Source organism: Gilliamella sp. HK2 (assembly GCF_001690265.1).
Taxonomy (GTDB): Bacteria; Pseudomonadota; Gammaproteobacteria; order Enterobacterales; family Orbaceae; genus Gilliamella; species Gilliamella apicola_C.
The window spans coordinates 1-23,880 of sequence record NZ_LZGV01000016.1 but is presented as its reverse complement, the minus strand read 5'-3'; the positions used below and the strand labels follow the sequence as shown (position 1 = coordinate 23,880).

The window sequence follows — 23,880 nt, the reverse complement described above, 5'->3', positions numbered from 1 at the left end:
ATATTTGTTATGTTGGACAACATTTAATTAACAATACTTTACTTTAAAGTTGTATGCGATTTTTTTGATAACCGTATACCCCAAGTTGTAAAAAAACCTCAATAAAATAGACGTTTCATTATAAAACTATTCTCGACTATCGTTGGCAAATTTTAATAATACTTGGCTCTCTTTGATAAAGCGTTCTGCATAATTGCCAAACCAGGCGGTGACTTCATTAAAATTCTCAATAAATTTAGTTTTATTACGTTGTTCAATTAATTTCACCATTTGCCCAAAGCGTTCATAATAGCGCTTGATTAATTCAATATTATCATCTGATGCCATAATAATATCGGCATAAAGAGCGGGATCTTGAGCAAACAACCGTCCAACCATCATCAGTTCAAGCCGATAGATAGGAGATGATAGTGCAATTAGTTGCTCTAAATCAGCCTGTTCACGTTGTAAATTTACGCCGTATGAAAAAGAGGTAAAATGGCGTAATGCTTGAATGAACGACATGCATTTATCATGCTCTTTGGCATCAATAGCGCATAAATTAGCACCCCATATACGCATTTGCTCAATTAACCATTGATATTTAGTTGGTTCGCGACCTTCACAATAAACGATAATTTGTTTGGCTAAATTAGGCACATCAGGGCCAAACATAGGATGCAATCCGACAACGGGTCCTTGATGCTTTTCTAGCATCGTTTCAAGTGGTTTAGCTTTGATAGAAGTAAAATCCGTTAAGATACAATCTTTTGGCAATTGCGGTAATTGTTTTATGATTTCACAAGTTTTATTTATTGGCACTGTGACAATAACCGCAGCAGCATCAGCAACTATTTCAGTAGCTTGATGCATAGTTTTAGAGCCTAACGTTTTAACTTGGTAGCCTGATAAGGTAAATAACCGAGCAAACAACCGCCCCATTTGTCCATTACCACCAACAATGACTATAGAACCTTGGCCTGTATAAACTTTTTTGAAACCTTTGTCATTTTCGCTAATATACGATTCACGCATCAAACGACGTAAAATATCTTCAATTAATGCGGGAGATATACCCGCATTTTCAGCTTCTTGTCGCCTTTTGTTTAGCATTTCTGCTTCACGTTTAGGATCATAAATAGGAATACCATGTTTACTTTTTACTTCACCAACTTCGGTAACTAATGCTAATCGTTTGGTAATTAATGATAAAATTGATTTATCAACTTCATCGATTTTATCGCGCAAGGCAGTTAATTCCGTAGACATATTCGGCTATTCCTTTTATCACAAATGACAACTCTTTATGTAATAGCTTAACAGTATAACGTATTTTTGGTAGGATGGGGCAACTACAACATTAAATGTAACACAATAAAATAATCATGAAAGTCATCTCTTTTAATATTAACAGCCTTCGAGCCCGAATTCATCAGCTAGCGGCAATTATTGATACCCACCAACCAGATATTATTGGTCTTCAAGAAACCAAAGTACATAATGACCAATTTCCCGTTGAAGAGCTTGCTCAGTTTGGTTATCACTTACATTATCACGGGCAAAAAAGCCACTATGGTGTGGCATTGTTAACTAAACAAAAAACCATTTCAGTACAGTGTGGTTTTCCAACCGATAACGAAGACGCACAATGCCGTTTGATTATTGCTGAGTTACCAACTAGCCAAGGCAATTTAATGGTAATTAATGGTTATTTTCCGCAAGGTGAAAGTTTACATCATGAAATAAAATATCCTGCCAAGCGTAAATTTTATCAAGATTTAATAACTTATATCGAACAGCAGCAATTAAATAGCCAATTATCATTAATAATGGGGGATATGAATATTTGCCCAACCGATTTAGATATAGGTCTTACTGAAGAAAACCGAAAACGTTGGTTACGTACAGGTAAATGTTCATTTTTGCCCGAAGAGCGTGAATGGATAAACAATTTAATGTCACTTGGTTTTACTGATACTTACCGTAATGCTTATCCAAAAGAAAAAACATATTCTTGGTTTGATTATCGTTCTAAAGGTTTTGATACCCATACTGGGCTACGCATCGATTTGATTTTAGCTAGCAAAAAAATGATGAATTACTACCTGCAAACAGGTATTGATTATGATATTAGAGCGATGGAAAAACCATCTGATCATGCACCAATTTGGGCTCAATTTGATTTAGCATAACCATAGATATAGTTACCATAAGGATAATAGCATGCAAGGTAGTTCAATTTTATCGATTAAAGATCTCAATCAAATGGTGAAAGAGTTGCTTTGTGATGCTATTGGCCAAGTTTGGTTGATAGGCGAAATCTCAAACTTTTCTCGTCCATGGTCTGGTCATTGGTATTTCTCATTAAAAGACGACAGTGCACAGGTGCGCTGTGCGATGTTTCGCAATAGTAATTTTCGTGCTGGCTTTACACCACAAAATGGACAGCAAGTTTTAGTTCGAGCAACAGTTACATTGTATGAAGCTCGAGGTGAATATCAATTAGTTATTGATAAAATTCAACCGGCAGGAGCAGGATTACTACAGCAAAAGTTTGAGCAGTTAAAACAAAAACTGTCAGACGAAGGTTTATTTGATCCCATGTATAAACAGCCACTTCCTGAAAATATTCGTACTGTTGGCATTATCACTTCATCAACGGGTGCTGCGCTACATGATATTTGCCAAATATTAAAGCGTCGTGATCCTAGCTTACATTTAATCATCTACCCAACTCAAGTACAAGGCAATGAGGCAGCGGGACAAATTGCTAAGATGATTCAAATTGCCAATATTCGGCAAGAATGTGATGTGTTAATTATTGGGCGAGGCGGAGGTTCGCTTGAAGACTTATGGTCATTTAATGAAGAAATAGTAGCAAGAGCCCTTTTTTCAAGCAAAATACCGACGGTTAGCGCGGTTGGACATGAAATTGATTTTACCATTGCAGATTTTGTTGCTGATGTCAGAGCGGCTACACCATCTGCTGCTGCCGAGTTAGTAAGTCATGATAATTTAGATCAGATAAAACGTATTCAAGCAAAAGAACAGCATTTATCCATGGCAATGGATTATTATTTAATGCAGTGTCAAGCAAGACTCAATAAATGGCGACATCAATTACAAACTCAACATCCACAAACAAAGCTAGAAAAACAATTAAATCAACTCCTAGCTTATCGCCATTCATTATCTGAAAATATTCAGCAATATTTACTCAGACTATCAAATCGCTATAATTTTTTGGATAAGCGATTATTACGTGTATCACCACAAAATAATATTACCTATTTACAACAAGTAGTTGAACAAAAACAGCAAAGACTTATTAATTTAATTAAACAAAAGTTAACAAAATCACAACATCAATTCGTTTTACAAACCTCTCAACTTAACAATGTTAGTCCGCTAGCTACGCTTGAGCGAGGTTATTCAGTCACCACCGACCAAAACAATGCAGTGGTTCGTCGTTCTGAGCAAGTCACGGTGGGCGACATTATCGTAACAAGACTGAAAAAAGGTAAACTTGTTAGCCAAATTACCAAAATCAATAAATAAAATAATTATATTTAAAGATGATAGATAAACCTATTTTACTCATTTTTAGTATCATTTTTGCAATTCTGGTGATCGCTAGTATATAATCTAAACAATAAGGAATTATTATATTATTTAGAGAGTTTATGCATTATCCAATCGGTATTGATTTAGGTACTACCAATAGTTTAATTTGTGTTTGGCAAAATGGTCAGCCGACACTTATTCCCAACTCAATAGGCGAAGTTGTTACACCTTCGGCAGTCAGCCTTGATGAAGATAATTCGATTTTAGTTGGTCACGCAGCTTTATCTCGTTTAACCACTCATCCTAGTCGTAGTGTGGCGGCATTTAAACGTTTTTTAGGATCAAATAAAGTTTTTGAATTAGGTGATCAAAAATTTACACCAACTGAGCTTTCAGCATTAGTTTTAAAATCACTAAAGGCTGATGCTGAGACTTTTCTACAACAAGAAATTCATGATGTCGTCATATCTGTTCCAGCTTATTTTAATGACGAACAGCGTAAACAGACCCGCTTTGCTGCCGAGCTTGCTGGACTAAATGCAGTGCGTTTAATTAATGAGCCAACAGCGGCCTCAATGGCGTATGGATTACATGAAGAACAGTCTGGTAACACTTTAGTTTTTGACTTAGGTGGCGGTACTTTTGATGTGACTGTACTAGAATATGCCATGCCGATAATTGAGGTACATGCATCAGCAGGTGATAATTACTTAGGTGGTGAAGATTTTACGGATGAAATTGTCAAAGCATGCTTAAGAGAATGGAAACTTAAACAACCAGATATCCCAGTTGATGATTATGCGCGTTTATTAGATTTAGCTGAACAACTAAAATGTAAGCTCAGTGGTGACCAAGTGCATAATTTGACCTGGTTATGGCAAGACAAACAATGGCAATTTTCATTAAACGAAGTAAAAGCTAAATCAATTTGGTTATCATTACTTAATCGATTACGAGCCCCAGTTGAACAAGCTTTAAGTGATGCTCGCTTAAAACCCAACGAACTCGAACATATTGTTTTAGTCGGTGGTTCATCACAATTGGGTGTAGTTCGAGAGCTAGTGACAAAATTATTTGCAAAACTACCTTATCGCCACATAAATCCGACAACAATCGTGGCACAAGGCGCCGCTGTTCAGGCGGCTTGTCGATTGCGAAATGCCGATGTTGAAGAAGTTATTTTAACTGATGTATGCCCTTATACACTAGGGATCGAAAGTTGTTCAAATAATGTCAGTGGGCTATTTTCCCCCATTATTGAACGTAATACCATTGTGCCAACTTCGAAAGTAAAAACATTTTACACAACTTACCCTCAACAAAAAGTGATATGTATTTCGGTTTATCAAGGTGAAAATCCACGCGTTGAAAACGATGTTTTAATTGATGAGTTTGAAGTGCCTCTAACGCCAATGGAAAAAACACAAGGGATTGATGTTCGCTTTAGTTATGATCTAAATGGCTTATTAGAAGTTGATGTGGTTTTACTTGAGACAGGCAAACAACATGGCAAAGTGATTGATCATAGTCCAATTGGATTAACAGACAAACAAAAACAAGACAGTCATGATCGCTTAAAAGCACTTAAAATTCACCCTCGCGACGAAATGCCGAATCGTACTTTATTAGCAAGGCTGGAACGTGCATGGGCACAATCATTGGGAAATGAACGGCTATTAATTGGATCATATATTGAAGCTTTTATGGAAGTACTAAATAGACAAAATTCTGAAGAAATTAACGAAATTCGTGGTGAAATTGAATCTAATCTACAAGATCTGAATCGATAACTAATAAAGATATTTAAAAATATTAGCAACCCCCTTTTATGATAAGTATAAAAGGGGTTTTTTATACGGCTTACTTTTTCTTGATAGCTTTTTCTACTGGCGGTCCAAAATGGTTAGTGTGTTTGATGCCAGAAACCCAAAATGGCGCAAAAAATAAGAGATAAGCCAATATTTCGCCCACAAAATCACAGAGAGGCTCACCTTTATTAATATCATTAAAACGTCGTTTCATAGCAAAAACGGTGTTGGTTACAACAACAAAATAACAAATCATAGAGAAAGTAGGACTATCCAATTCAAAATTATTGTTAAGTACGGTCATCAATCCTAACACTATGAAGCTACAACATAATTGTATAATAAAACCTTTTATATTAGTTCGTCCTTTCCAACGCCAAAACTGCCACCATTTATTTTTAGGTAATGGCTGTGATTCCAGTTTTTGTTGATTTTCACGATGTTTTGCTATAAGTAATGACGCACAAAGCCGTAAGACTAAATCATTGCCACAGCTGTTTTTAAACTTGTCTAACATTTCAAGTTCATCTTCATCGCATATACCGTAATAGTTAGATAAACGTTTAGCAAGTGTTCTTATTTCATCAACTTGTTTGGTATAACTGTATTTTTTTTTGATATCAGAAGATAGTGTAATCCAATTATTTTGCAGATCTTTGGCTATGTTTATTAACTCTTTATTATCACCAGTAATATCTTGTAATATCGTATCTAATTTATTTTTTTGCTCAGTTTTATTTAATATAATTATGTATAACAACATTAAATAAATTGGATTTCGATTCGCCAGTTTTTGTGTCCATATTTGCTCCAGTTTTTGCTCAATATCGTCAAAATCAATAAGGTGAGGCGCATCAATAAACCATTCAATTGAATTGGGATAATTAATTAAAACATTATTAATTAGCCCACTATCATTATTGATTAGGTTATACAGCTCGGTTTCATTTTGCCAGTTGCCATGCTTAAATATCGCTATTAATGGTTTAAATGGGTTATTTTCATCAATAATAAAAGTATTATTTTCTTGCCGAAGATATTTTGCAGTTTCTATTGGTTCATAAGAAATTGCAATTACTAATAAATAACAACGATACCATTGCCAATAAGCTTCTTTCTTATTAGCAATAACCGAAGGATCTGGAGATTTTGGTAGTTGATAATAATTATTAAATTTTAAAAACGTAACCCAGTCAAACATTTCCATATTTGGATAAGAAAAACTTTGATATAAATGTGATTTAGCAATATCAGGAATATCGCTGAATCTATCTAGCCATAAACGAGCATATACAGCTAGCTTACCATTCTCGTCGGGATCGAATTGAGGTGGAAGTTGAGCATTTTCATTATTATCAAATAACCATGTTTTAAATTCTTGCACGGGTGAAAGTTCTGCAAGCCATGCAAGATGTTGTCGTGCTTGGCGTTGTAAATGTTGTAAAATAAATTGTTCAAATGGATCATCGCTTTGATCGTCTAAAATTTCTTGTAATAATATTTCATTGCCGTGACGCAACATAATGGCATGTCGGTATAAACGATATAATCGATTATTGCCGTCATCCAGTAACAATATTGGTATGACTTGTTTGTAATTCCAGCTTATATCTAAAGCCCAATTAACAAAATCGATAATTTCTTTTGGATACTCATCAATATTCTCTAATGAGGCTAATCGTGATGTTGTAGTTACCGTTATTTGCGGAATAGTATACAAATAATTTTCTGTTTTATCGGCAGCGACACAATAACTATTATTTAGCGCCATAACTAATAATGGGAAGTGATTTTTTTCAAAATAAGCACACCAACCTGCTATCCAGCTTTCTGCTTTTTGTTGATAATGACCTGAATAATACAATTCTAACCAAGCCCGTAAGGCATTTTGTTTATCTTCAAGCAAAGTATATTGGATGGCAGCAATATATTTCCACTCGATAATAATATTTTCGTCTTGATCGCCTTCGGCAATGCATGTTAAAGCGTAATCCAAAATAGATTGATTTTTTAGGCTTGCAGCACTGTGCCAATGAGCAAATTCGAGCATAAATTTTTTATCATTAGGAAGGTAAATAACGGTATCTTGGCATAAAAATTCATAAACGTCTTCCGAACTACTTTCCCAAAATAACCATTTGGCATTATATATATAATCGATAGTTACATTTTGTAGTGTTTTATTTGTTGTTGGTAAGCATGTGTAATCAAATAAATCACCACGATCAATGTGATTTAAATAATTATCATATTTTTCAAGTTCATCAGTGTATTGTGTCATGAGTTGCTGACGCCAGCGCAAATTATCGGCTAAAACTTTGACACATGATTCAGAGATATTTGTTGTTTCGTAACTTAATTCTAATAGTCGCCATTTTACCGAATCAATAACCTCCATTGGATAGTCATAGAATGAACCGATAAATTTTTGCCACTCATCAATGTTATAGCATCGCAGTGGATCTTCTAACAGGGCTTGATAAGCATCGTAAATTTCATTCGCTTTAATTTGTTCTTTTGTTAGTTGTGGCGTTGATTTTTCTGAATTCTGTGTAGTTTCATCAATAGCTGTTTCGGGCGATTTGGCATAATTCATTGCCAATTCATACGCTTTGCGCAGAGCTTTAAATCCATCGGGATCTGTTTCAGGATGATATAATGGTAACTTTACACGATATGCTTGACGAATAACCGTGGTATCTGTTGTTTTTTCGATGCCCAATAATTGCCAAAAATTTGTATTCATGACCAATCATACTCCGCTAATGATTCTGGTTTTTCTAGTTCGTCGATTTCAGTATACCAAGGTAGGCGATTACAAGGTGAATCCTTATCGCTAATTAATATTTTCATGGTATGTGTTTGTGATGCTCTGGTTAATTCACAGCGTAATGCCTCCAGATCTTCTTTATTATTGAGCGTTTCCCAATATTGAAATCCAATCGCCCAACCAGCACTGTAGTGGTGCCAAGATCTATAAAAATATTGAGAACGAGCGGCAATTCTTGAAAAAATCCATAGAGCTTCTTCTTCGCTAATATATTTATTGGTCGTGCCATTGCGTAGCAAATATCCCATACGGGCATAATCCCAACTACGAATGCCACCATAGCCACATACACAAAAAGTTTGTTCAACAAACGCCAGTAATACTTTTTGATAATCATCTTGTGCTTGGCAATAATCACACCATTCTGATTCAGAAAATCGAGAGTACATTGAATAATATCGAGATAATATTGGTGCATGCCCATCATCAACCATATTAAACACACAGTTTAGTAATGCTTGGCGAGAGTCTATTCCCCAATCACTCTCCATATCAACAAATGTTCTGTCAGGGAAAAAAGATGGCGAAGTGTAACTTGCACCATATCTCTTATTTAAAGCAACCATTGGTGCGGATAAACCATATAGCCAATCGACACAATCTTGATTCATATTTTTATTCCAATCATCTGATTTATTTTATTTATTATACAAAGATAGCAGATTTCACACTAAAATAACAATTGAAATTCAAGCAGAAATTTATGATATAGTTTAATAAAATAGAAATACTGCTATAGGCTAGCATAAATCATAAAATTATTTGCAAATCAATATCTACAAGGCATAATACAAACAATCTATTAGAATTTGATTATTACAGAGCAATAAATCATAAGGAGCTATAATGAAAAAGATCGCCATAATGGCAATGTTAATCTCTTGCACATTAATATTGCAAGGCTGCGTTGCTGCTGTTATAGGAATTGGTGCAGGAGCTACGGCAAAAGTTGCCTCTGATCCTCGCACTACTGGTACCCAAGTTGATGATACAACGCTCAGTTCACGTATGGGGATAAAAATTAAAGACCATGGACCTTTGTTTATTGGCTCGCGTATTGCTTCGAGTGCTTATGGTGGTAATATCCTTTTAGTTGGACAAGCAAATAGTCAACAAGTTGAACAAGCAGAAAAGCTTGCTTATCAAGTTGACGGAGTAAAAAAAGTTTATAACCAAATTCGTATTGGGGAACCCGTTGGGGCAGTGACTATTACTAATGATACTTGGATAACAACTCAAGTTAAATCTCGGTTAGTTTTAGATGCTAAAACAAAAGCTCGCAAAATTAAAGTGGTAACCGAAAACAGCGAAGTGTTTTTAATTGGAATGGTTACCCCAGAAGAAGGTAAAGCAGCAGCTGAAATTGCAAGTAAAGTCAGTGGTGTAAAAAAAGTCATCACACTTTACACTTATACTGAAAATTAACGATAACTATATAAAAGACAGGGGGCGCATTAGCCCCTTTTTTATGCAACCGATTTTATGCGCTCAATTAATTTAGCAAGCCCTTGCAAACGTGATTGGCTTAGCTCATCAGAAATTTTTAACTGACTTAATAGGGATTGAAAATCGATAGCTGCAATTTCTTGTGCTGTTTTGTGATTGGCAATGATGATTAAAATGGCCAATAAGCCTTTGACAATCCTTCCCTCACTATCACCTTGAAAAATATACTTATTATCTTGTTGTTTTTGATAAGTTAGCCATACACGGTTTTCGCATCCGTGGACTTGGTTCTGCTCAGTTTTTTCATTTTCAGGGAAATCAGGTAATTGCTTTGCTAGCATTACTAATTGTCGATAACGATCTTGCCAATTATGTTGTTGCGAAAATAATTCGGTTAAACTTTGCTGTGATAGCATAATATTGACCTATTTACGGTTAACTGCTTGTAAAAAAGTTTCAGGAAACTATACGTTTCAGTATAAAATCACACTAATATTTCAATTGCATTTTGCAACTCTGAAATAAATTTATCCACATCTTGCTGATTATTATATGGCATCAACGACAAACGAATAGCGCCATGGCAACCTAACTTATTCATCAACGGTTGAGCGCAAAGCTCACCTGTACGAATCGCAATATTTTGTTCACTTAATAAAATAGCAATATCATTATGATGAATATGATTGATATTAAACGTGATTATTGGGCTATGATCCTCGCTATAAAATTGAATATCAGTAAGCTTGTTGAGTTGTGATTTCGCATAATCAGCGAGTTGCTTAGTGTAGTGCTCTGCTTGATTGCTATCCCAACGTTCTAACCATTGAAGTATTGCATTAAAGCCAACAATACCCGCAATATTCGGCGTGCCAGCTTCAAATCTATAAGGCAGATCTTCTTGAATAAAACCATCAAACGACGTGCGTTTTAACATTTTACCGCCACCATGCCAAACCGACATTTGTTCAAATAATGCTCTTTTACCATACAAGATCCCAAGGCCTGTTGGACCATATAGCTTATGCGCCGAAAAAGCATAAAAATCGATATTAAGTGCTGTTACATCGACATTATGATGAACGATTCCTTGAGCTCCATCCACGACTAAAATTGCATTATGTTGGTGAACAATATCGCTAATTGCTTCTAAGTTAGGGCAAAAACCCGTTACATTCGACATTTGCGTTATGGCAACAATTCTTGTTTTAGCAGACATTAATAAAGATAACTCATTAACATCTGACGACCATTGAATGACTTTAGCGCCTGTTTGCCCCGCAACAATCAACCAAGGCAATAAATTGCTATGATGCTCCAACTCGCTCACAATAATTTCATCGCCAGATTGTAGTAATGGACGAGCGTAACTTTGCGCAATTAAATTAAATGATTCAGTCGTACCACGAGTCCAAATAATTTCATCACTACTTTGAGCGTGAATTAAATTGGCAACATTTTGCCTTGCGTTATCAATCGTTGCTGTGACTTGCAAGGCAGCATTATGCAAACTACGCTGAGCTGTTGCGGTATTTTCTGAATAGTAGGCAAGTGTTGCATCAATCATTGCATGCGGTTTGAGTGCGGTTGCCGCCGAGTCAAGATACACACAATGCCTATTTAACGCGGGAAAATCAGCTCTAAATTGCTCAGGCGTAAAATATTTATTGGGCAAGTTCAAGTCCTGCAATCCCATTCCAATAACCATTACAATCTCGCTTGTATTCAATTTGCAACGGATTTAATCCGTCTTCGTTAGCTTTAAACTGTTTAACAATATCGAGCGTTTCAATACCTAAAGGCGAAATCCTAACAATATCAACTAATCCTTTCATTTCATTAAGATTATTGCCTAAATTATAACAATAACCGCTTTGGGTTTGAATGCCATTTAGCACAAATACTTTTTGCTGTTCTTGCGAAAACACCTCACGACCAACAGGATATTTAATACAACACGTTTCACATTTATCTTTAGGTTTATCTTCTGATCGTGCTGTAAAACAACGAGCCGAATACGCTAAAGGCAAATAACCATAGCTAAATACTTCGACTTCAAAATTTCGTTCGATATTTAATGCCTCAAACTGCTTAAGAACATTGCTTAACCAATCGCGTGAAAGCTCAACAGGCATACACCAACGTACCATACCTTGTTTTTGTAATAATTTTAACGTTAAAGCGTTATAACAGTTAATAGCAGGGCCTGTAACAAACGGTAATTTATGTTCTTGAGCAATATTTATGGCGGCTAAATCGTTTGCCTCAATTAAAAAATCGCCATTGTTCACTAATTGCCGTAAGTCTTTTAATTCTGATGGTGCTTCAAGTAAAGCTAACGTTGAAAGTACCACTTGTTTTCCCGATTTAGCAATTTCTTTTGCTAGTTCCAGCCAGTTTGGCACTTTCATTTCTCGGCGTTTGTTGCAAACCGTTTCGCCCATATAAATAATATCGGCTTTGCTATCTTTGGCTGCGTGATAAAAAGTCTCGGTTTTGATTTTAGGCCAATAATAAAGCACTGGTCCTAATGCGTATTTCATAGTTTTGCTCACTATATTTATGTTAAATCTTATTCAAATGATTAAAGCCTGCATTATTGGCTTATTGTATAAGCAAAATCGAGAATAGACAGAAAGTCTATCCTTTTTGATTATCGACTGATCATGGGTTTATTGCCATTTACGGTGATAAGCACCTAAAGTTGTTTGTTTGCCTTCCGAAACAAAACCTAGCGTATCCAACCAGCTTTTATCTGCTTGGAATGATTGAGGATTAGCTAAGTAACGATCGATAGCTTGGCGCCATACTTTAGTGACTTGCTCAACATAGGCTTGGCTACGTTGACGACCTTCTATTTTGACTGAAGCAATATTCGCTGCGAACAATTCGGGTAATAGCTCAATAGTGTTTAAGCTAGTTGGTTCCTCAATAGGATGATAAAGCATATCACCAACAAAATAACGCCCTTTGCATAGTGTTGGGTAACCTGCATTTTCTCCTTTTTTATGACAATCAATTAGCACATTATTAAGCCGTGATTCAAGCCCTTTATCAGTCTCTTCCCAACGCACAAATTTAGCTGGCGAACAAGCGCCAACGGTATTAGGCGATTCACCCGTCAAATAAGATGATAAGTAACATCGACCTTCGGCCATAATACACAAACTACCAAAGGCAAACACTTCAAGCGCTACAGGTGAAACTTGAGATAACTGTTTAACTTGATGCATAGAAAGCACTCGAGGTAAAACGATACGATGAACCCCAAAATTATTATAGTAGAACTTGATCGATTCTTCATTGGTCGATGAGGCTTGCACCGAAACATGACGTTCAATATCAGGGTATTTTTCAGCGGCATAATCCAATATAGCTAAATCAGCAATAATTAAAGCATCAGCCCCAATATTTGCTGCAGTATCAACAGCGTGTTGCCAACGTTGAAAATTATCTGGATGGGCAAAAGTATTAATCGCAATATGTAGCTTTTTGCCACGTTTATGTACATAATCTGAAGCTTCTAACAACCGCTTTTCATTAAAATTTAAACCAGCAAAATGGCGGGCATTGGTATCATCTTTCAAACCAATATAAACGGCATCAGCACCATTATCGATTGCTACTTTAAGAGCGGGCAACGATCCAGCTGGACAAAGAAGTTCCATAATCAATCCTAACTTAAATTCAGTATTTTATACGCTAGGTATTATGCAATAATTCTGAGTGTAAAGCGAATAGAAAGCGGTTTCCCAACTAAAAAATAGCAAAAACCCGTTAATTGAGTATCTTGGTAGAGGTTCTTGCTTTACGGGAGTATGTTTTTTATCCTATTTAAAGTTAAACAGTTGTTTTCAATACATAAGATAACGATGTTTATAATTCTTTAGTTTATATTTTACATACTGCTATGATTATTATGTTTTTTTTGTGAAACCACCTTAATACCAAAATTTTAAGATGAGGTTATCAACCATTCAGTTTTTAATTGTAATTTTGCGAAAAGTTACTTAATAACAGCACAAACTTTTCTTTTTGTAAATTAAATACAATTTGAAGTTATATCATTTTTTCATGTTTGAATTCTCATTTCTATCATGGTGACACGATTAATTTTTAATTTTATTATTTTAGATTTAAAGAAGGCTACATAGCCATAGCCCAAATTGTATTTTTGATGAGAACGCAGAATAAAAAATAACAAAAAAAGATTAAAAAATATTTTTTATTTGATTTATTTTTGCGCTAAAAAACTTCCCAAAATATACCTACCAAATAAAAATAATTTATTTTTTATTAATATGTTATGCTATTTTGATAATCAAAATATTTGACAGACGTCATTTACAAAATATTTGTAACATGTGGAATTTTATTGTAATTTGTGGGATATTAGTATAATTTACTACCTCTAAAGATAATCTCTTTATATTATCAAATAAGCAATTAAATTATCTGTTTCATAAGGAATAATATATGTCAAATAGCTATCAAAACGAAGTACCACCTGCTCGCGTTAATATTCAACTAGATCTTCATACTGGTGGAGCCCAAAAGAAAATAGAATTACCATTAAAGATTTTGTCTATTGGGGATTATGGCCGCGGTAAAGATAAACGCCCTCTTTCGGAAAAAGAAAAAGTATCCATCAATAAAAATAATTTTGATGCTGTACTGAAAGAATTTAGGCCTACAGCTAAAATCAGTGTGCCAAATACCCTTGCTGATGATGGTAGCGATATTAGTGTAGATCTCGTTTTTGAATCGATGAATGACTTTAAACCTGAACAAGTTGCAAGAAATATTCCTCAACTCCGTTCTTTACTTGCTATGCGTAATTTATTAAGGGACTTGAAATCTAACTTACTAGACAACGCTACATTTCGTTATGAATTAGAGAAAATAGTAAAAGATGAACAGTTATCTGATGAGCTTCGTGCTGAATTAGAGGCAATTGTATCTGAAAACACAAAATAAGTATTTTTAACAAACTAAATTCAGTTAATTTCGAAATAAATTATATGGTTGTTGATAGACAATTAAGGAAAAAGCAATGAAAGAACAGAAAGAACAAAAAAGTGCAAGCCAAACAGTTTTAGAAGATAATGGGAGTGTTTACCAATCTTTATTTAGTAAGATCAATTTAAATCCGATTCAAAAAGCAGGCGAAATCGATAAATATGAAGACAATGATGCATTATTTGAGGCTTCACAAGATGAACGTGTTACGATGGCTGTTGATATTTTACTTAAATTGATTCAGGGCTCATCACAAAAAGTTGAAAAATTAGATAAACATTTATTAGACTATCACATTAGCCAAATCGACCAAAAGCTAAGCCGACAATTAGATGCAATTATGCATAATGAAACTTTCCAAGAAATTGAGGCAACATGGCGTGGTCTAAAATTTTTAGTAGATCGTACGGATTTCCGACGTAATGTAAAAATTGAATTATTAGATGCTTCAAAAGAAGAGCTTCGCCAAGATTTTGAAGATGCGCCAGAAATTATTCAAACTGGTTTTTATCGCCACACTTATATTCAAGAATATGACACTCCAGGTGGAGAGCCTATTGGCGTGACTATCTCAAATTATGAATTTGACCGTAACCCACAAGATATTGCTTTATTGCGTAATATCTCAAAAGTTGCAGCCGCAGCGCATATGCCATTTATTAGCTCTGTTGGCCCGAAATTCTTTGGTAAAGAAACCATGGAAGAAGTCGCAGCAATTAAAGATATTGCAAATTATTTTGATCGAGCTGAATATACGAAATGGAATAGTTTCCGCGAAACTGATGACTCACGTTATGTTGGATTAACCTTGCCAAGAGTGTTAGCTCGTTTACCTTATGGTCCAGATACGGTACCTGTTCGTAGTTTTAACTATATCGAAGATGTTAAAGGAATTGAGCATAACCGTTATTTATGGGCTAATGCCTCATATGCTTTTGCAGCTAACATGGTACAGAGTTTTATTCGTAATGGTTGGTGTGTACAAATTCGAGGTCCACAAGCAGGTGGGCTAGTTGAAGATTTACCTATTCATCTTTATGACTTAGGCACGGGTAATCAAGTTAAGATCCCAACCGAAGTTCTTATTCCAGAAACACGTGAATTTGAATTTGCTAATTTAGGTTTTATACCACTTTCTTTTTATAAAAATAGAGATTATGCTTGCTTTTTCTCTGCAAATTCAGCACAAAAACCAGCACTATATGATACAAAAGAAGCAACTGCAAACAGCCGTATAAACGCGCGCTTACCATATATTTTCTTATTATCACGCATTGCTCATTATTTAAAAGTAATTCAACGAGAAAATATTGGGACTACAAAAGATCGTCGAGTACTTGAACTTGAGCTAAATAAATGGGTTAGCAATCTTGTTACCGAAATGACCGATCCGAGTGATGAAGTTCAAGCATCGCACCCACTACGAGAAGCAAAAGTTATTGTTGAAGATATTGAAGATAACCCAGGATTTTTCCGTGTTAAGACATTTTTGATTCCTCACTTCCAGGTTGAAGGTATGGATATTAATTTATCAATGGTATCACAAATGCCAAAAGCTAAGGCTTAATATCAAAAAATCTGGATGGTAGTATTCATGAAAATTTTTCGTCCTTTATGGAACGAAGGCGTCTTTTTGACGCCTCAACAATTCCAACAACAAACATTATGGCAACAGTTTTCCTCTCAAAAGTTAGCTGCTATGACAGTAGCTAACCCATGGGGAATTGAAAAATTAGCTATTGATATACAAGCGCTGACGATAGATCGCTTACAGGCGGAGTCAATCAGTATTCGTTTTCGTGATGGTGTATTCATTGACACTGATACTGCCGATAAGTTACCAGAAGCCAGAATACTAAATACGGATATTCCACCTGAGCGTGAAGAGGTTACCGTATTTGTCGGTATACCATTGCTACAAGCAAATGGCGGTAACTGTTTACAAGATAATCAACATCTTGAAAGACCACTTCGTTATAGGCAAGAATGGGTTGAAGTAGCAGATCTATTCGGCCAGAATACTGAAACAATAGCGGTGGAACGTTATGCGTTAACCTTTTTATTTGATTTTGAAGATCATAGTGACTATTTGACATGTCCAATTGCACATCTTAAGCGTGATCTAAATGGTCGTTTTGTTCTTGATTTTGAATATCTCCCGCCACTTATTAATTTATTCACTCAAAGTGGAACATTAATAAAAGAGTTAGAGCTTTTATGTATACAAATACAGGCTAAACGTCAGCGTTTAATGGGCATGCGTCATGAGCGCAATGATCAGATGGCTGAATTTGCAATAGCTGATGTATCATTATTTTGGCTTTTAAATGCGCTAAATACTTTTGAGCCTCAACTAAAATTTTTACGTGATAATCCAACTATTCACCCAGAATATCTTTATCTGACATTAACAGGGCTAACTGGTGCACTATTAACATTTTCGTTGACAAATGATGTTGATGCCATCCCTACTTATCAGCATACTAACCTTAATGAAGTTTTTCCGCCACTATTTGGATTAGTACGTAATTTATTAGAAGAAAGCTTACCATCTCGCGTGATCAAAATAGATTTAGTTCACGACAAAGACACGTTATGGACTGGTCGCTTAAACGACTCTCGTCTTGTTGAAGATGCTGATTTTTATTTATCTGTACGATCAAGTATGCCTGGACATCAATTACAGTCGCAGTTCCCAATATTATGTAAAGCAGGTGCACCTGATGACGTAAGGCAAATCATACATTCAGCATTATCAGGTATTCCAATAAAAGCACTTAGTCATGTTCCGGCAGCTATACCTATGCGTTTAGAAAATCAATATTTTGCACTGGATCTATCTCATAGCGCAGCAAAAAACATGTTGCTCACAAGATGTTGTGAGTTTTATGTGCCAAGAGCGCTGCCTGATATTTCATTAGAACTTTTCGCGGTGTTGCGATCATAGGGGCAATAGTATGAGTATAGAACCACAAACAATAGCCATTGATGAATTATTACGAGATTCTATATTGGTTGTTGTCCAATTAAAAGCGAAAGCTGATATTCCATCAGGGCATAAATTATATGAGCTTTGTAAGCAGCAAGTAACAACTGTTCGAGAAACATTATATAACGCGCAATATAGCCAAGATGTAATTGATGACGTAAGTTATGCTTTATGCGCCATATTAGATGAAACAGTATTACTTTGCCATCGAGATAACCCTAAAAACCAAGACTATGATGAATGGTTAGGTGCGCCATTACAGGTTGTCTTTTTTAATACACACAATGCAGGTTATGATTTATTTGAAAAGATACGTACACGTTTAAAGTCAGATAAAAAAGATTCATTGGTACTAAGTTGCTTTGACAGAGTCATTGGACTTGGCTTTCAAGGATGTTATCTAGATAAACCTCAAATGGAGAGAGAGCATTTAGTTCTAGCGCTACGTGAAGCAGTACGAGAATACGAGCCAGAACAATCTCATCCGATCATTGAACAAACCAAGACTTATCGTTATTTAGGGCGCAAAACTATGTTGTTATCCTGTACCGCATTATCTGTTCTTTTGGCTATTGTTCTTTATTTTGCATTAGATTATCGACTTGATATGTTGATTAAAAAAATTGTAGGTTAAAGGGGAATTTATGAGCGATTACCCTAAAAGAATTCAAATTATTTATGCAGCCATATTAAGCTTGTTGCTGCTATTTGTTTTTTTACCAATAACAATTGGTTGGAAGATCATTGGTGCTCTTTTAGTCTTAGCCGCCTCAGGTGGATTACTATGGCGAATGCGACGCTATCGGCGAATGCTTGCATTATCAACAACAAATATTGAATTTTTAGCCCAAAAGCTTGATTTATTACCCGCAAGACAACGTTATCGCTTACCTATTTTATTGGTGGTAGGTAGTGCAGCAAAAGACTTCTTTCCAAAAGATTTATCTATAGCGGAATCAAATATTGTTGTCTCATCTGAAGCAGTTTGGATCTATATTGATGAATATTCTCATTTACCTATTGTCTATGACTCACTAATAGCAAAATGGCCTGATATGATAGGACGCGTTGGTGTATTTCTTGCATTAACTCCTGAACTTGAGGATAAACAAGGTTTCTTGATTGCTAAATTACAAGCGTTTCGCCAAGCTTGGGTAGACACATGTCGAATTGCAAAATATCAACTACCTGTTTACTTATCGACACATGTTGGACTAAACAGTTTAATTTATGATGAACAAAATCCATTACCTGTTTACTGGTACCAATTAGTCGATCATAAATTGTTCCTACTTGATCGCTATTTATCGCCACTAAATAATTGGGTCAATGATATTAAAACGCCTTCAAGTGAACGGGAAAGGAGATTGCGATTAAGACCATTCCTAAACGAAATACAATCTTGGATTGAAAATGTGGTATTAACCACATTAGCTGACACAAAACAGCCTATTGCAAAATGCAAACCAACAGCAATAGCTATTTATCCAGTAAATCAATCTGTTATAAATAATAATATTATGCAAAAACAATGGGAAAGCATTACTACTTTACCATTACCCAATAACCATAAAATTGAGGATAACGTCACCCCGCCTGATTCCTTAATTAAATTTATGCCAATATCTTCCCCATTTTCTCCTATTGGTTCGATGGTATGCGGTTTAATTACGATTACTTCTATATTTATTATTGGATGTTTAGGCGCATCGTTTTGGAACAACATTAAACTTTCCGATCAAATACAAAATGATATACGACATTATCATTTAATTTCGATGGATAGCTATGAAGAAAAGCGGCAAGCACTTGATCAACTTAAAAAAGACAGAGCGGTATTAAATCGATATTTAGCTCAAGGCGAACCAGTTCGTCTAGGAATGGGGCTATATCACGGACAACAATTACTTGAGCTATTAAATATCTCTATGAGTGATTATGTTGCAAAACCACCTGAACCAGAAAAAATTATTATCAAAGAAAAAGAAATTATCATGAAAGAACCACCTCCAGTGATTCGTTTAGATAGTTTAGCGTTATTTGAAAGTGGGCAGTCAAGTTTAAAATCAGATTCAACCAAAACACTAATTAATGCATTAGTGGAAATGAAAAAACAGATAAATGCTAACCCAGACACTGGGTGGCTTGTTTTAATTACAGGGCATACTGACTCGACGGGCGATGAAAATAAAAATATTCAATTATCATTTGAGCGCGCAACAGCAGTACGAAACTGGATTATAAAAACCAGTGATATCCCTGAGACCTGTTTTGCTATACAAGGGTATGGAGCAAAAAAACCGCTAGTAAGTAACGACACTTTAGATGGTCGTGCAAAAAACCGGCGAGTAGAAATTGTCTTAGTTCCTCAAATGTCAAATTGTATTTTGGCAAATGAACACTAAGAATGTTTAACAAAAACTAAAAAGGAGAGAAAACAATGGCAGTTCCAGCGTATATGTTTTTAAAAGATGACGGCGGTGCAGAAATTAAAGGTTCTGTAACTGTCGTAGGGCGTGAAGGTAGTGTGGAAGTGGTTGAGTTTGATCACAAAGTCTACATTCCAACAGATGGAAATACAGGTAAATTAACAGGGACTCGTGTTCATAAAGCACTTGAATTTGTTAAAGAAGTTGATGCTTCGTCGCCTTATCTTTACAAAGCCGTAACTACAGGCCAAAACTTAAAGTCTATTGAAATTAAATGGTACAAAATTAATGATGCTGGGCAAGAAGTTGAGTATTTCAATACATTAATGGATAACGTAAAAGTTGTTTCTATTAAACCTGAAATGCACAACATTAAAGATCCAACAAAAGAGCAATACAACCATTTAGAACGTATTGAATTACGTTACGAAAAAATCACATGGACTTATAAAGACGGCAACATTATTCACTCAGATAGCTGGGTAGAAAGTAGAGGCTAATGTGGTTTTTGTTGATTCTGTTGTAATGACAGAATCAACAATTTTTTATAAATAACAACATAACGAAAGGAATAGTAATGATTGCCGATCCTTCTGTTTTACTAAGGCGACTCAATCCGTATTGTGCAAGAGCACTTGAAGCGGCAGCAGAATTATGTCAAACAAGAGCACATCCAGAAATTACACTTGAACATTGGTTATTAAAATTACTAGAACAAGGATCAGGTGATATTTCATTTATTGTAAGGCATTATCAATTAGATATGGACAAAATCTGGCAAGGGTTATTGAATTATCTAGACATATTACCCCATACCATTAATACAAAACCAAGTTTATCGCCATCGTTGATTGCAATATTACAGTCATCATGGCTAAAGGCCTCGCTTGAGGATCAGGAAGAAGTCATCCGTTCAGTTCATATTTTACAAGCACTGCAAGAAATGTCTCACTGTTTAAAAGCACAAGAAGCATGGCAATTAATCAGTTTATCTGTTGTTTCATTGCAAAAAATGCGTGCTAAATTAGATGAAACGTCCGATGAAAATCCAGCAAATAAAAGTAGCTATTATTCAGATAATAAGTACTTAGATGATAATATCGACAACACAAAAAAATCAACCGTCAACACTCAGGATGTTTCTCAAACGAACGATAATAATCTACATCAAACTACACAACAAAAACATCATCAAGTTGCACTTAGCCGATTTACCGAAGATATTACCGAAAAAGCAAAAACAGGGAAAATTGATCCAGTCTTTGGACGTGACAATGAAATAAGACAGATGATAGATATTTTATCCCGCCGTCGCAAAAATAACCCTATCTTAGTTGGTGAACCTGGCGTAGGTAAAACAGCATTAGTTGAAGGACTTGCATTACGTATTGTAGAGGGCAATGTTCCAAAAAATCTTGAAAAAGTCAACATATTGACGCTTGATCTTGGCTTACTCCAAGCTGGTGCAGGCGTAAAAGGAGAGTTTGAACAAAGGCTAAAAAATGTAATAGATGCAGTTCAACAATCGCCTACTCCAATATTACTGTTTATTGATGAGGCTCACACCATTATTGGTGCTGGTAATTCAGTTGGTGGGGCAGACGCTGCAAATTTATTAAAACCCGCTTTAGCGAGAGGTGAGTTACGAACGATTGCAGCTACAACATGGTCTGAATACAAACAATATTTTGAAAAAGATGCAGCGTTAGAGCGTCGTTTTCAAATCGTTAAAGTTGATGAGCCTGATGATGAAAAAGCTTGCCTTATGTTACGAGGCTTAAAATCACGGTATGCAAAACACCATGGCGTACATATATTGGACGAAGCTGTCAAAACAGCCGTTTCATTGTCTCGGCGTTACATCAGCGGCCGACAACTACCTGATAAAGCAGTGGATCTACTGGATACTGCATCAGCTCGCGTACGCATGGGACTTGATACTATTCCTGAATCAATCACTTTGCTTGAATCCAAAATTGCATCATTGACAATAGAAAAGCAGGCCATAGAGGCAGATTTAGCACTTGGAGAAAACGTATTATCCACAGAGCGCATAGCTGAAATCGATTTACAACTCAGCAAATTACAAAAAAAATTAACTACTCAACAAGCACAATTTAAAAAAGAAAAAAATCTGGTTGAAACATTAATTGGTTTACGAGAAAAGCTAACGCCACAACAAGACGAAAAAATTCAAAAACAGCTTATTGAAACACAGCAAAAATTAAGTGAACTACAAAAAAATGCACCTTTATTATCGCTCGATGTTGATAGTCGAATGGTTTCTTCTGTGATTGCAGATTGGACTGGTGTTCCATTAGAAAGCTTATTAAAAGATGAGCAAAGCCATTTACTTATGCTAGAAGAAGATCTACATCAACGTGTTGTCGGGCAAGATAATGCTCTATTTGAAATTGCCAAAAGAATTCGTGCAGCAAAAACAGGGCTGACATCAGAAGATGCCCCGATGGGTGTATTTTTACTAGTTGGACCTTCTGGCGTTGGTAAAACCGAAACAGCATTAGCACTTGCTGATACTCTGTTTGGTGGTGAGCAATCGCTGATTACTATTAATATGTCTGAGTATCAAGAATCACATACTGTATCACAATTAAAAGGCTCACCGCCAGGGTATGTAGGTTATGGTCAAGGAGGAATCTTAACTGAAGCAGTTCGTAAACGCCCATATAGCGTTGTATTATTAGATGAGGTCGAAAAAGCACATAGGGATGTACTAAACCTATTTTATCAAGTGTTTGATCGAGGCTTTATGCGAGATGGTGAAGGTCGTGAAATTGATTTTCGTAATACTTTAATATTAATGACCTCTAACTTAGGTAGTGATGAATTAATGGCTCTTTTTGACCAAATGCCAGATGCCGATATTGCGACACAACAAGAATTATTACGCCCAATTATACGGGAGCACTTCCAACCTGCGTTACTTGCGCGATTCCAAACAGTTATTTATACCCCATTGGCTAATGCTGCATTGCGTAAAATTGTTGAAATAAAACTCAATAAAGTTGCATCTCGATTGCAAAAACATTACAAAGTTGACTTTAATGTTGGAGAAAAACTCTATGATACCTTGGTTTCTGCATGTTTATTGCCAGATACTGGCGCACGTAATATTGACAGTATCTTAAATCAACAAATATTACCAGTGGTATCTAACCTCTTATTGCAAAGCGCTAATAGTGATAACAATCCATCCCGCATGTTACAACTCGATTTTGATGAAAAAGAAGGCATTGTACTTCAATGGATAACAAAAGGAAGCAAAGTAAGAACTGCAAAACCTAAAAAAACAACAGTGACATCTAAGCCAGTTGAAAAGGGAAAAATAGCAGAAAAAACTAGTAAAAAAAGCCCCAAAAGCAAGACAAATAAGGAGTAGAAAAAGGAAGAGGTAAAAGATAAAACAAATAATGAAAACTAATTTATAAAGAATGATAGGATTGAATATAAAGGAGAACACTACCATGTCGAATGAACTTAATCGCCTTTAGGGGCAACTTGGTGGCGAGTTTAGCCATTTAATGGTCGGTTTAGGGGGTGTTAGTCACAACCGCTATACCTTAACCGTTGATGGGCTGACCGCACCGATTTCAGTTTTGCATGTTGACGGTGATGAGCAGTTAAATCAACCTTGGCGTTATGTGGTTACCTTTACCAGCCCTGACAAAACCTTATCGCCCGATGCGTTCCTTAACCAAAAATCGACTTTCTTCTTTAATCCTGTTATTAACAAGCCATTAACTTCCGCTATTCGTTCACTCAGTGACTTGCCCGCCGTGACGAATAAACGTACCT

The 23,880-nt window shown here is 35.7% G+C and carries 19 protein-coding genes; 12 read left to right on the top strand and 7 right to left on the bottom strand.

Translation table 11 applies throughout. The annotated features are described in order from the left end of the window. Positions 1 to 126: 126 nt before the first annotated feature. On the bottom strand, positions 127 to 1,248 hold the full coding sequence (gene tyrA / locus A9G45_RS01045; protein WP_065568350.1) for a bifunctional chorismate mutase/prephenate dehydrogenase: 1,122 nt from the start codon (positions 1,246 to 1,248) through the stop codon (positions 127 to 129). A gap of 116 nt (positions 1,249 to 1,364) precedes the next feature. On the opposite strand from tyrA, the gene xthA reads away from it, so the two are divergent. From xthA to A9G45_RS01030, 3 genes are all read left to right on the top strand, one after another. Continuing rightward, a complete protein-coding gene (gene xthA, locus A9G45_RS01040; protein WP_065568349.1) occupies positions 1,365 to 2,171 on the top strand; it encodes an exodeoxyribonuclease III in 807 nt (268 codons plus the stop codon). 31 nt (positions 2,172 to 2,202) lie between these two features. Beyond that, positions 2,203 to 3,537: an exodeoxyribonuclease VII large subunit gene (xseA, locus tag A9G45_RS01035; protein WP_065568348.1), complete on the top strand. Its 1,335-nt coding sequence runs from the start codon at positions 2,203 to 2,205 to the stop codon at positions 3,535 to 3,537. Positions 3,538 to 3,662: 125 nt separating this feature from the next. Next, on the top strand, positions 3,663 to 5,333 hold the full coding sequence (locus A9G45_RS01030) for a molecular chaperone HscC (RefSeq protein WP_065568347.1): 1,671 nt from the start codon (positions 3,663 to 3,665) through the stop codon (positions 5,331 to 5,333). 70 nt (positions 5,334 to 5,403) lie between these two features. Here the strand turns inward: A9G45_RS01030 and A9G45_RS01025 are convergent, their stop codons facing one another. Both A9G45_RS01025 and A9G45_RS01020 read right to left on the bottom strand, forming a co-directional pair. Then, positions 5,404 to 8,097, bottom strand: coding sequence for a J domain-containing protein (locus tag A9G45_RS01025; protein WP_065568346.1), 2,694 nt, complete (start codon positions 8,095 to 8,097; stop codon positions 5,404 to 5,406). Next, entirely contained in the window at positions 8,094 to 8,792 is a 699-nt protein-coding gene (locus A9G45_RS01020; RefSeq protein WP_065568345.1) for a DUF1266 domain-containing protein, read from the bottom strand. Before A9G45_RS01020 ends, A9G45_RS01025 begins: the two co-directional genes overlap by 4 nt. A gap of 235 nt (positions 8,793 to 9,027) precedes the next feature. On the opposite strand from A9G45_RS01020, the gene dolP reads away from it, so the two are divergent. Beyond that, a complete protein-coding gene (gene dolP, locus A9G45_RS01015) occupies positions 9,028 to 9,606 on the top strand; it encodes a division/outer membrane stress-associated lipid-binding lipoprotein (protein WP_065568344.1) in 579 nt (192 codons plus the stop codon). 41 nt (positions 9,607 to 9,647) lie between these two features. Here the strand turns inward: dolP and csdE are convergent, their stop codons facing one another. The 4 genes from csdE to ubiU form a co-directional block, all read right to left on the bottom strand. Further along, positions 9,648 to 10,043: a cysteine desulfurase sulfur acceptor subunit CsdE gene (csdE, locus tag A9G45_RS01010; protein WP_065568343.1), complete on the bottom strand. Its 396-nt coding sequence runs from the start codon at positions 10,041 to 10,043 to the stop codon at positions 9,648 to 9,650. A 68-nt stretch (positions 10,044 to 10,111) separates the two neighbouring features. Beyond that, positions 10,112 to 11,323, bottom strand: a complete 1,212-nt coding sequence (gene csdA, locus A9G45_RS01005) for a cysteine desulfurase CsdA (RefSeq protein WP_065568372.1) — start codon at positions 11,321 to 11,323, stop codon at positions 10,112 to 10,114. Next, the gene (locus A9G45_RS01000) at positions 11,292 to 12,170 is read right to left on the bottom strand and encodes a U32 family peptidase (protein ID WP_065568342.1); all 879 of its coding nucleotides are present in this window, start codon (positions 12,168 to 12,170) and stop codon (positions 11,292 to 11,294) included. The genes csdA and A9G45_RS01000 overlap by 32 nt, the downstream gene beginning before the upstream one ends. Positions 12,171 to 12,299: 129 nt before the next feature. Further along, positions 12,300 to 13,295 carry a ubiquinone anaerobic biosynthesis protein UbiU gene (gene ubiU / locus A9G45_RS00995; RefSeq protein ID WP_065568341.1) on the bottom strand — a complete coding sequence of 332 codons (996 nt, stop codon included), beginning with the start codon at positions 13,293 to 13,295 and terminating at the stop codon, positions 12,300 to 12,302. A gap of 808 nt (positions 13,296 to 14,103) precedes the next feature. Between ubiU and tssB the strand changes: the two genes are divergently transcribed. The 8 genes from tssB to A9G45_RS00955 form a co-directional block, all read left to right on the top strand. Next, positions 14,104 to 14,604 carry a type VI secretion system contractile sheath small subunit gene (tssB, locus tag A9G45_RS00990; RefSeq protein ID WP_065566607.1) on the top strand — a complete coding sequence of 167 codons (501 nt, stop codon included), beginning with the start codon at positions 14,104 to 14,106 and terminating at the stop codon, positions 14,602 to 14,604. A 76-nt stretch (positions 14,605 to 14,680) separates the two neighbouring features. Further along, complete coding sequence (gene tssC, locus A9G45_RS00985) at positions 14,681 to 16,213, top strand: type VI secretion system contractile sheath large subunit (protein ID WP_065566606.1); 1,533 nt, start codon at positions 14,681 to 14,683, stop codon at positions 16,211 to 16,213. A 27-nt stretch (positions 16,214 to 16,240) separates the two neighbouring features. Then, positions 16,241 to 17,593 (top strand): type VI secretion system baseplate subunit TssK, encoded by a 1,353-nt coding sequence (gene tssK / locus A9G45_RS00980; protein ID WP_065566605.1) that lies wholly within the window; start codon positions 16,241 to 16,243, stop codon positions 17,591 to 17,593. Positions 17,594 to 17,603: 10 nt separating this feature from the next. Then, a complete protein-coding gene (tssL, locus tag A9G45_RS00975; protein WP_065566604.1) occupies positions 17,604 to 18,269 on the top strand; it encodes a type VI secretion system protein TssL, short form in 666 nt (221 codons plus the stop codon). 10 nt (positions 18,270 to 18,279) lie between these two features. Then, complete coding sequence (locus A9G45_RS00970; protein WP_065566603.1) at positions 18,280 to 20,040, top strand: OmpA family protein; 1,761 nt, start codon at positions 18,280 to 18,282, stop codon at positions 20,038 to 20,040. Between the two features lie 35 nt (positions 20,041 to 20,075). Next, positions 20,076 to 20,564 carry an Hcp family type VI secretion system effector gene (locus tag A9G45_RS00965; RefSeq protein WP_065566602.1) on the top strand — a complete coding sequence of 163 codons (489 nt, stop codon included), beginning with the start codon at positions 20,076 to 20,078 and terminating at the stop codon, positions 20,562 to 20,564. 77 nt (positions 20,565 to 20,641) lie between these two features. Continuing rightward, a complete protein-coding gene (gene tssH / locus A9G45_RS00960) occupies positions 20,642 to 23,464 on the top strand; it encodes a type VI secretion system ATPase TssH (protein WP_065566601.1) in 2,823 nt (940 codons plus the stop codon). 142 nt (positions 23,465 to 23,606) lie between these two features. Next, positions 23,607 to 23,880 (top strand): hypothetical protein (locus A9G45_RS00955; RefSeq protein WP_218056983.1); only part of this gene is annotated, 274 nt, incomplete at its 3' end.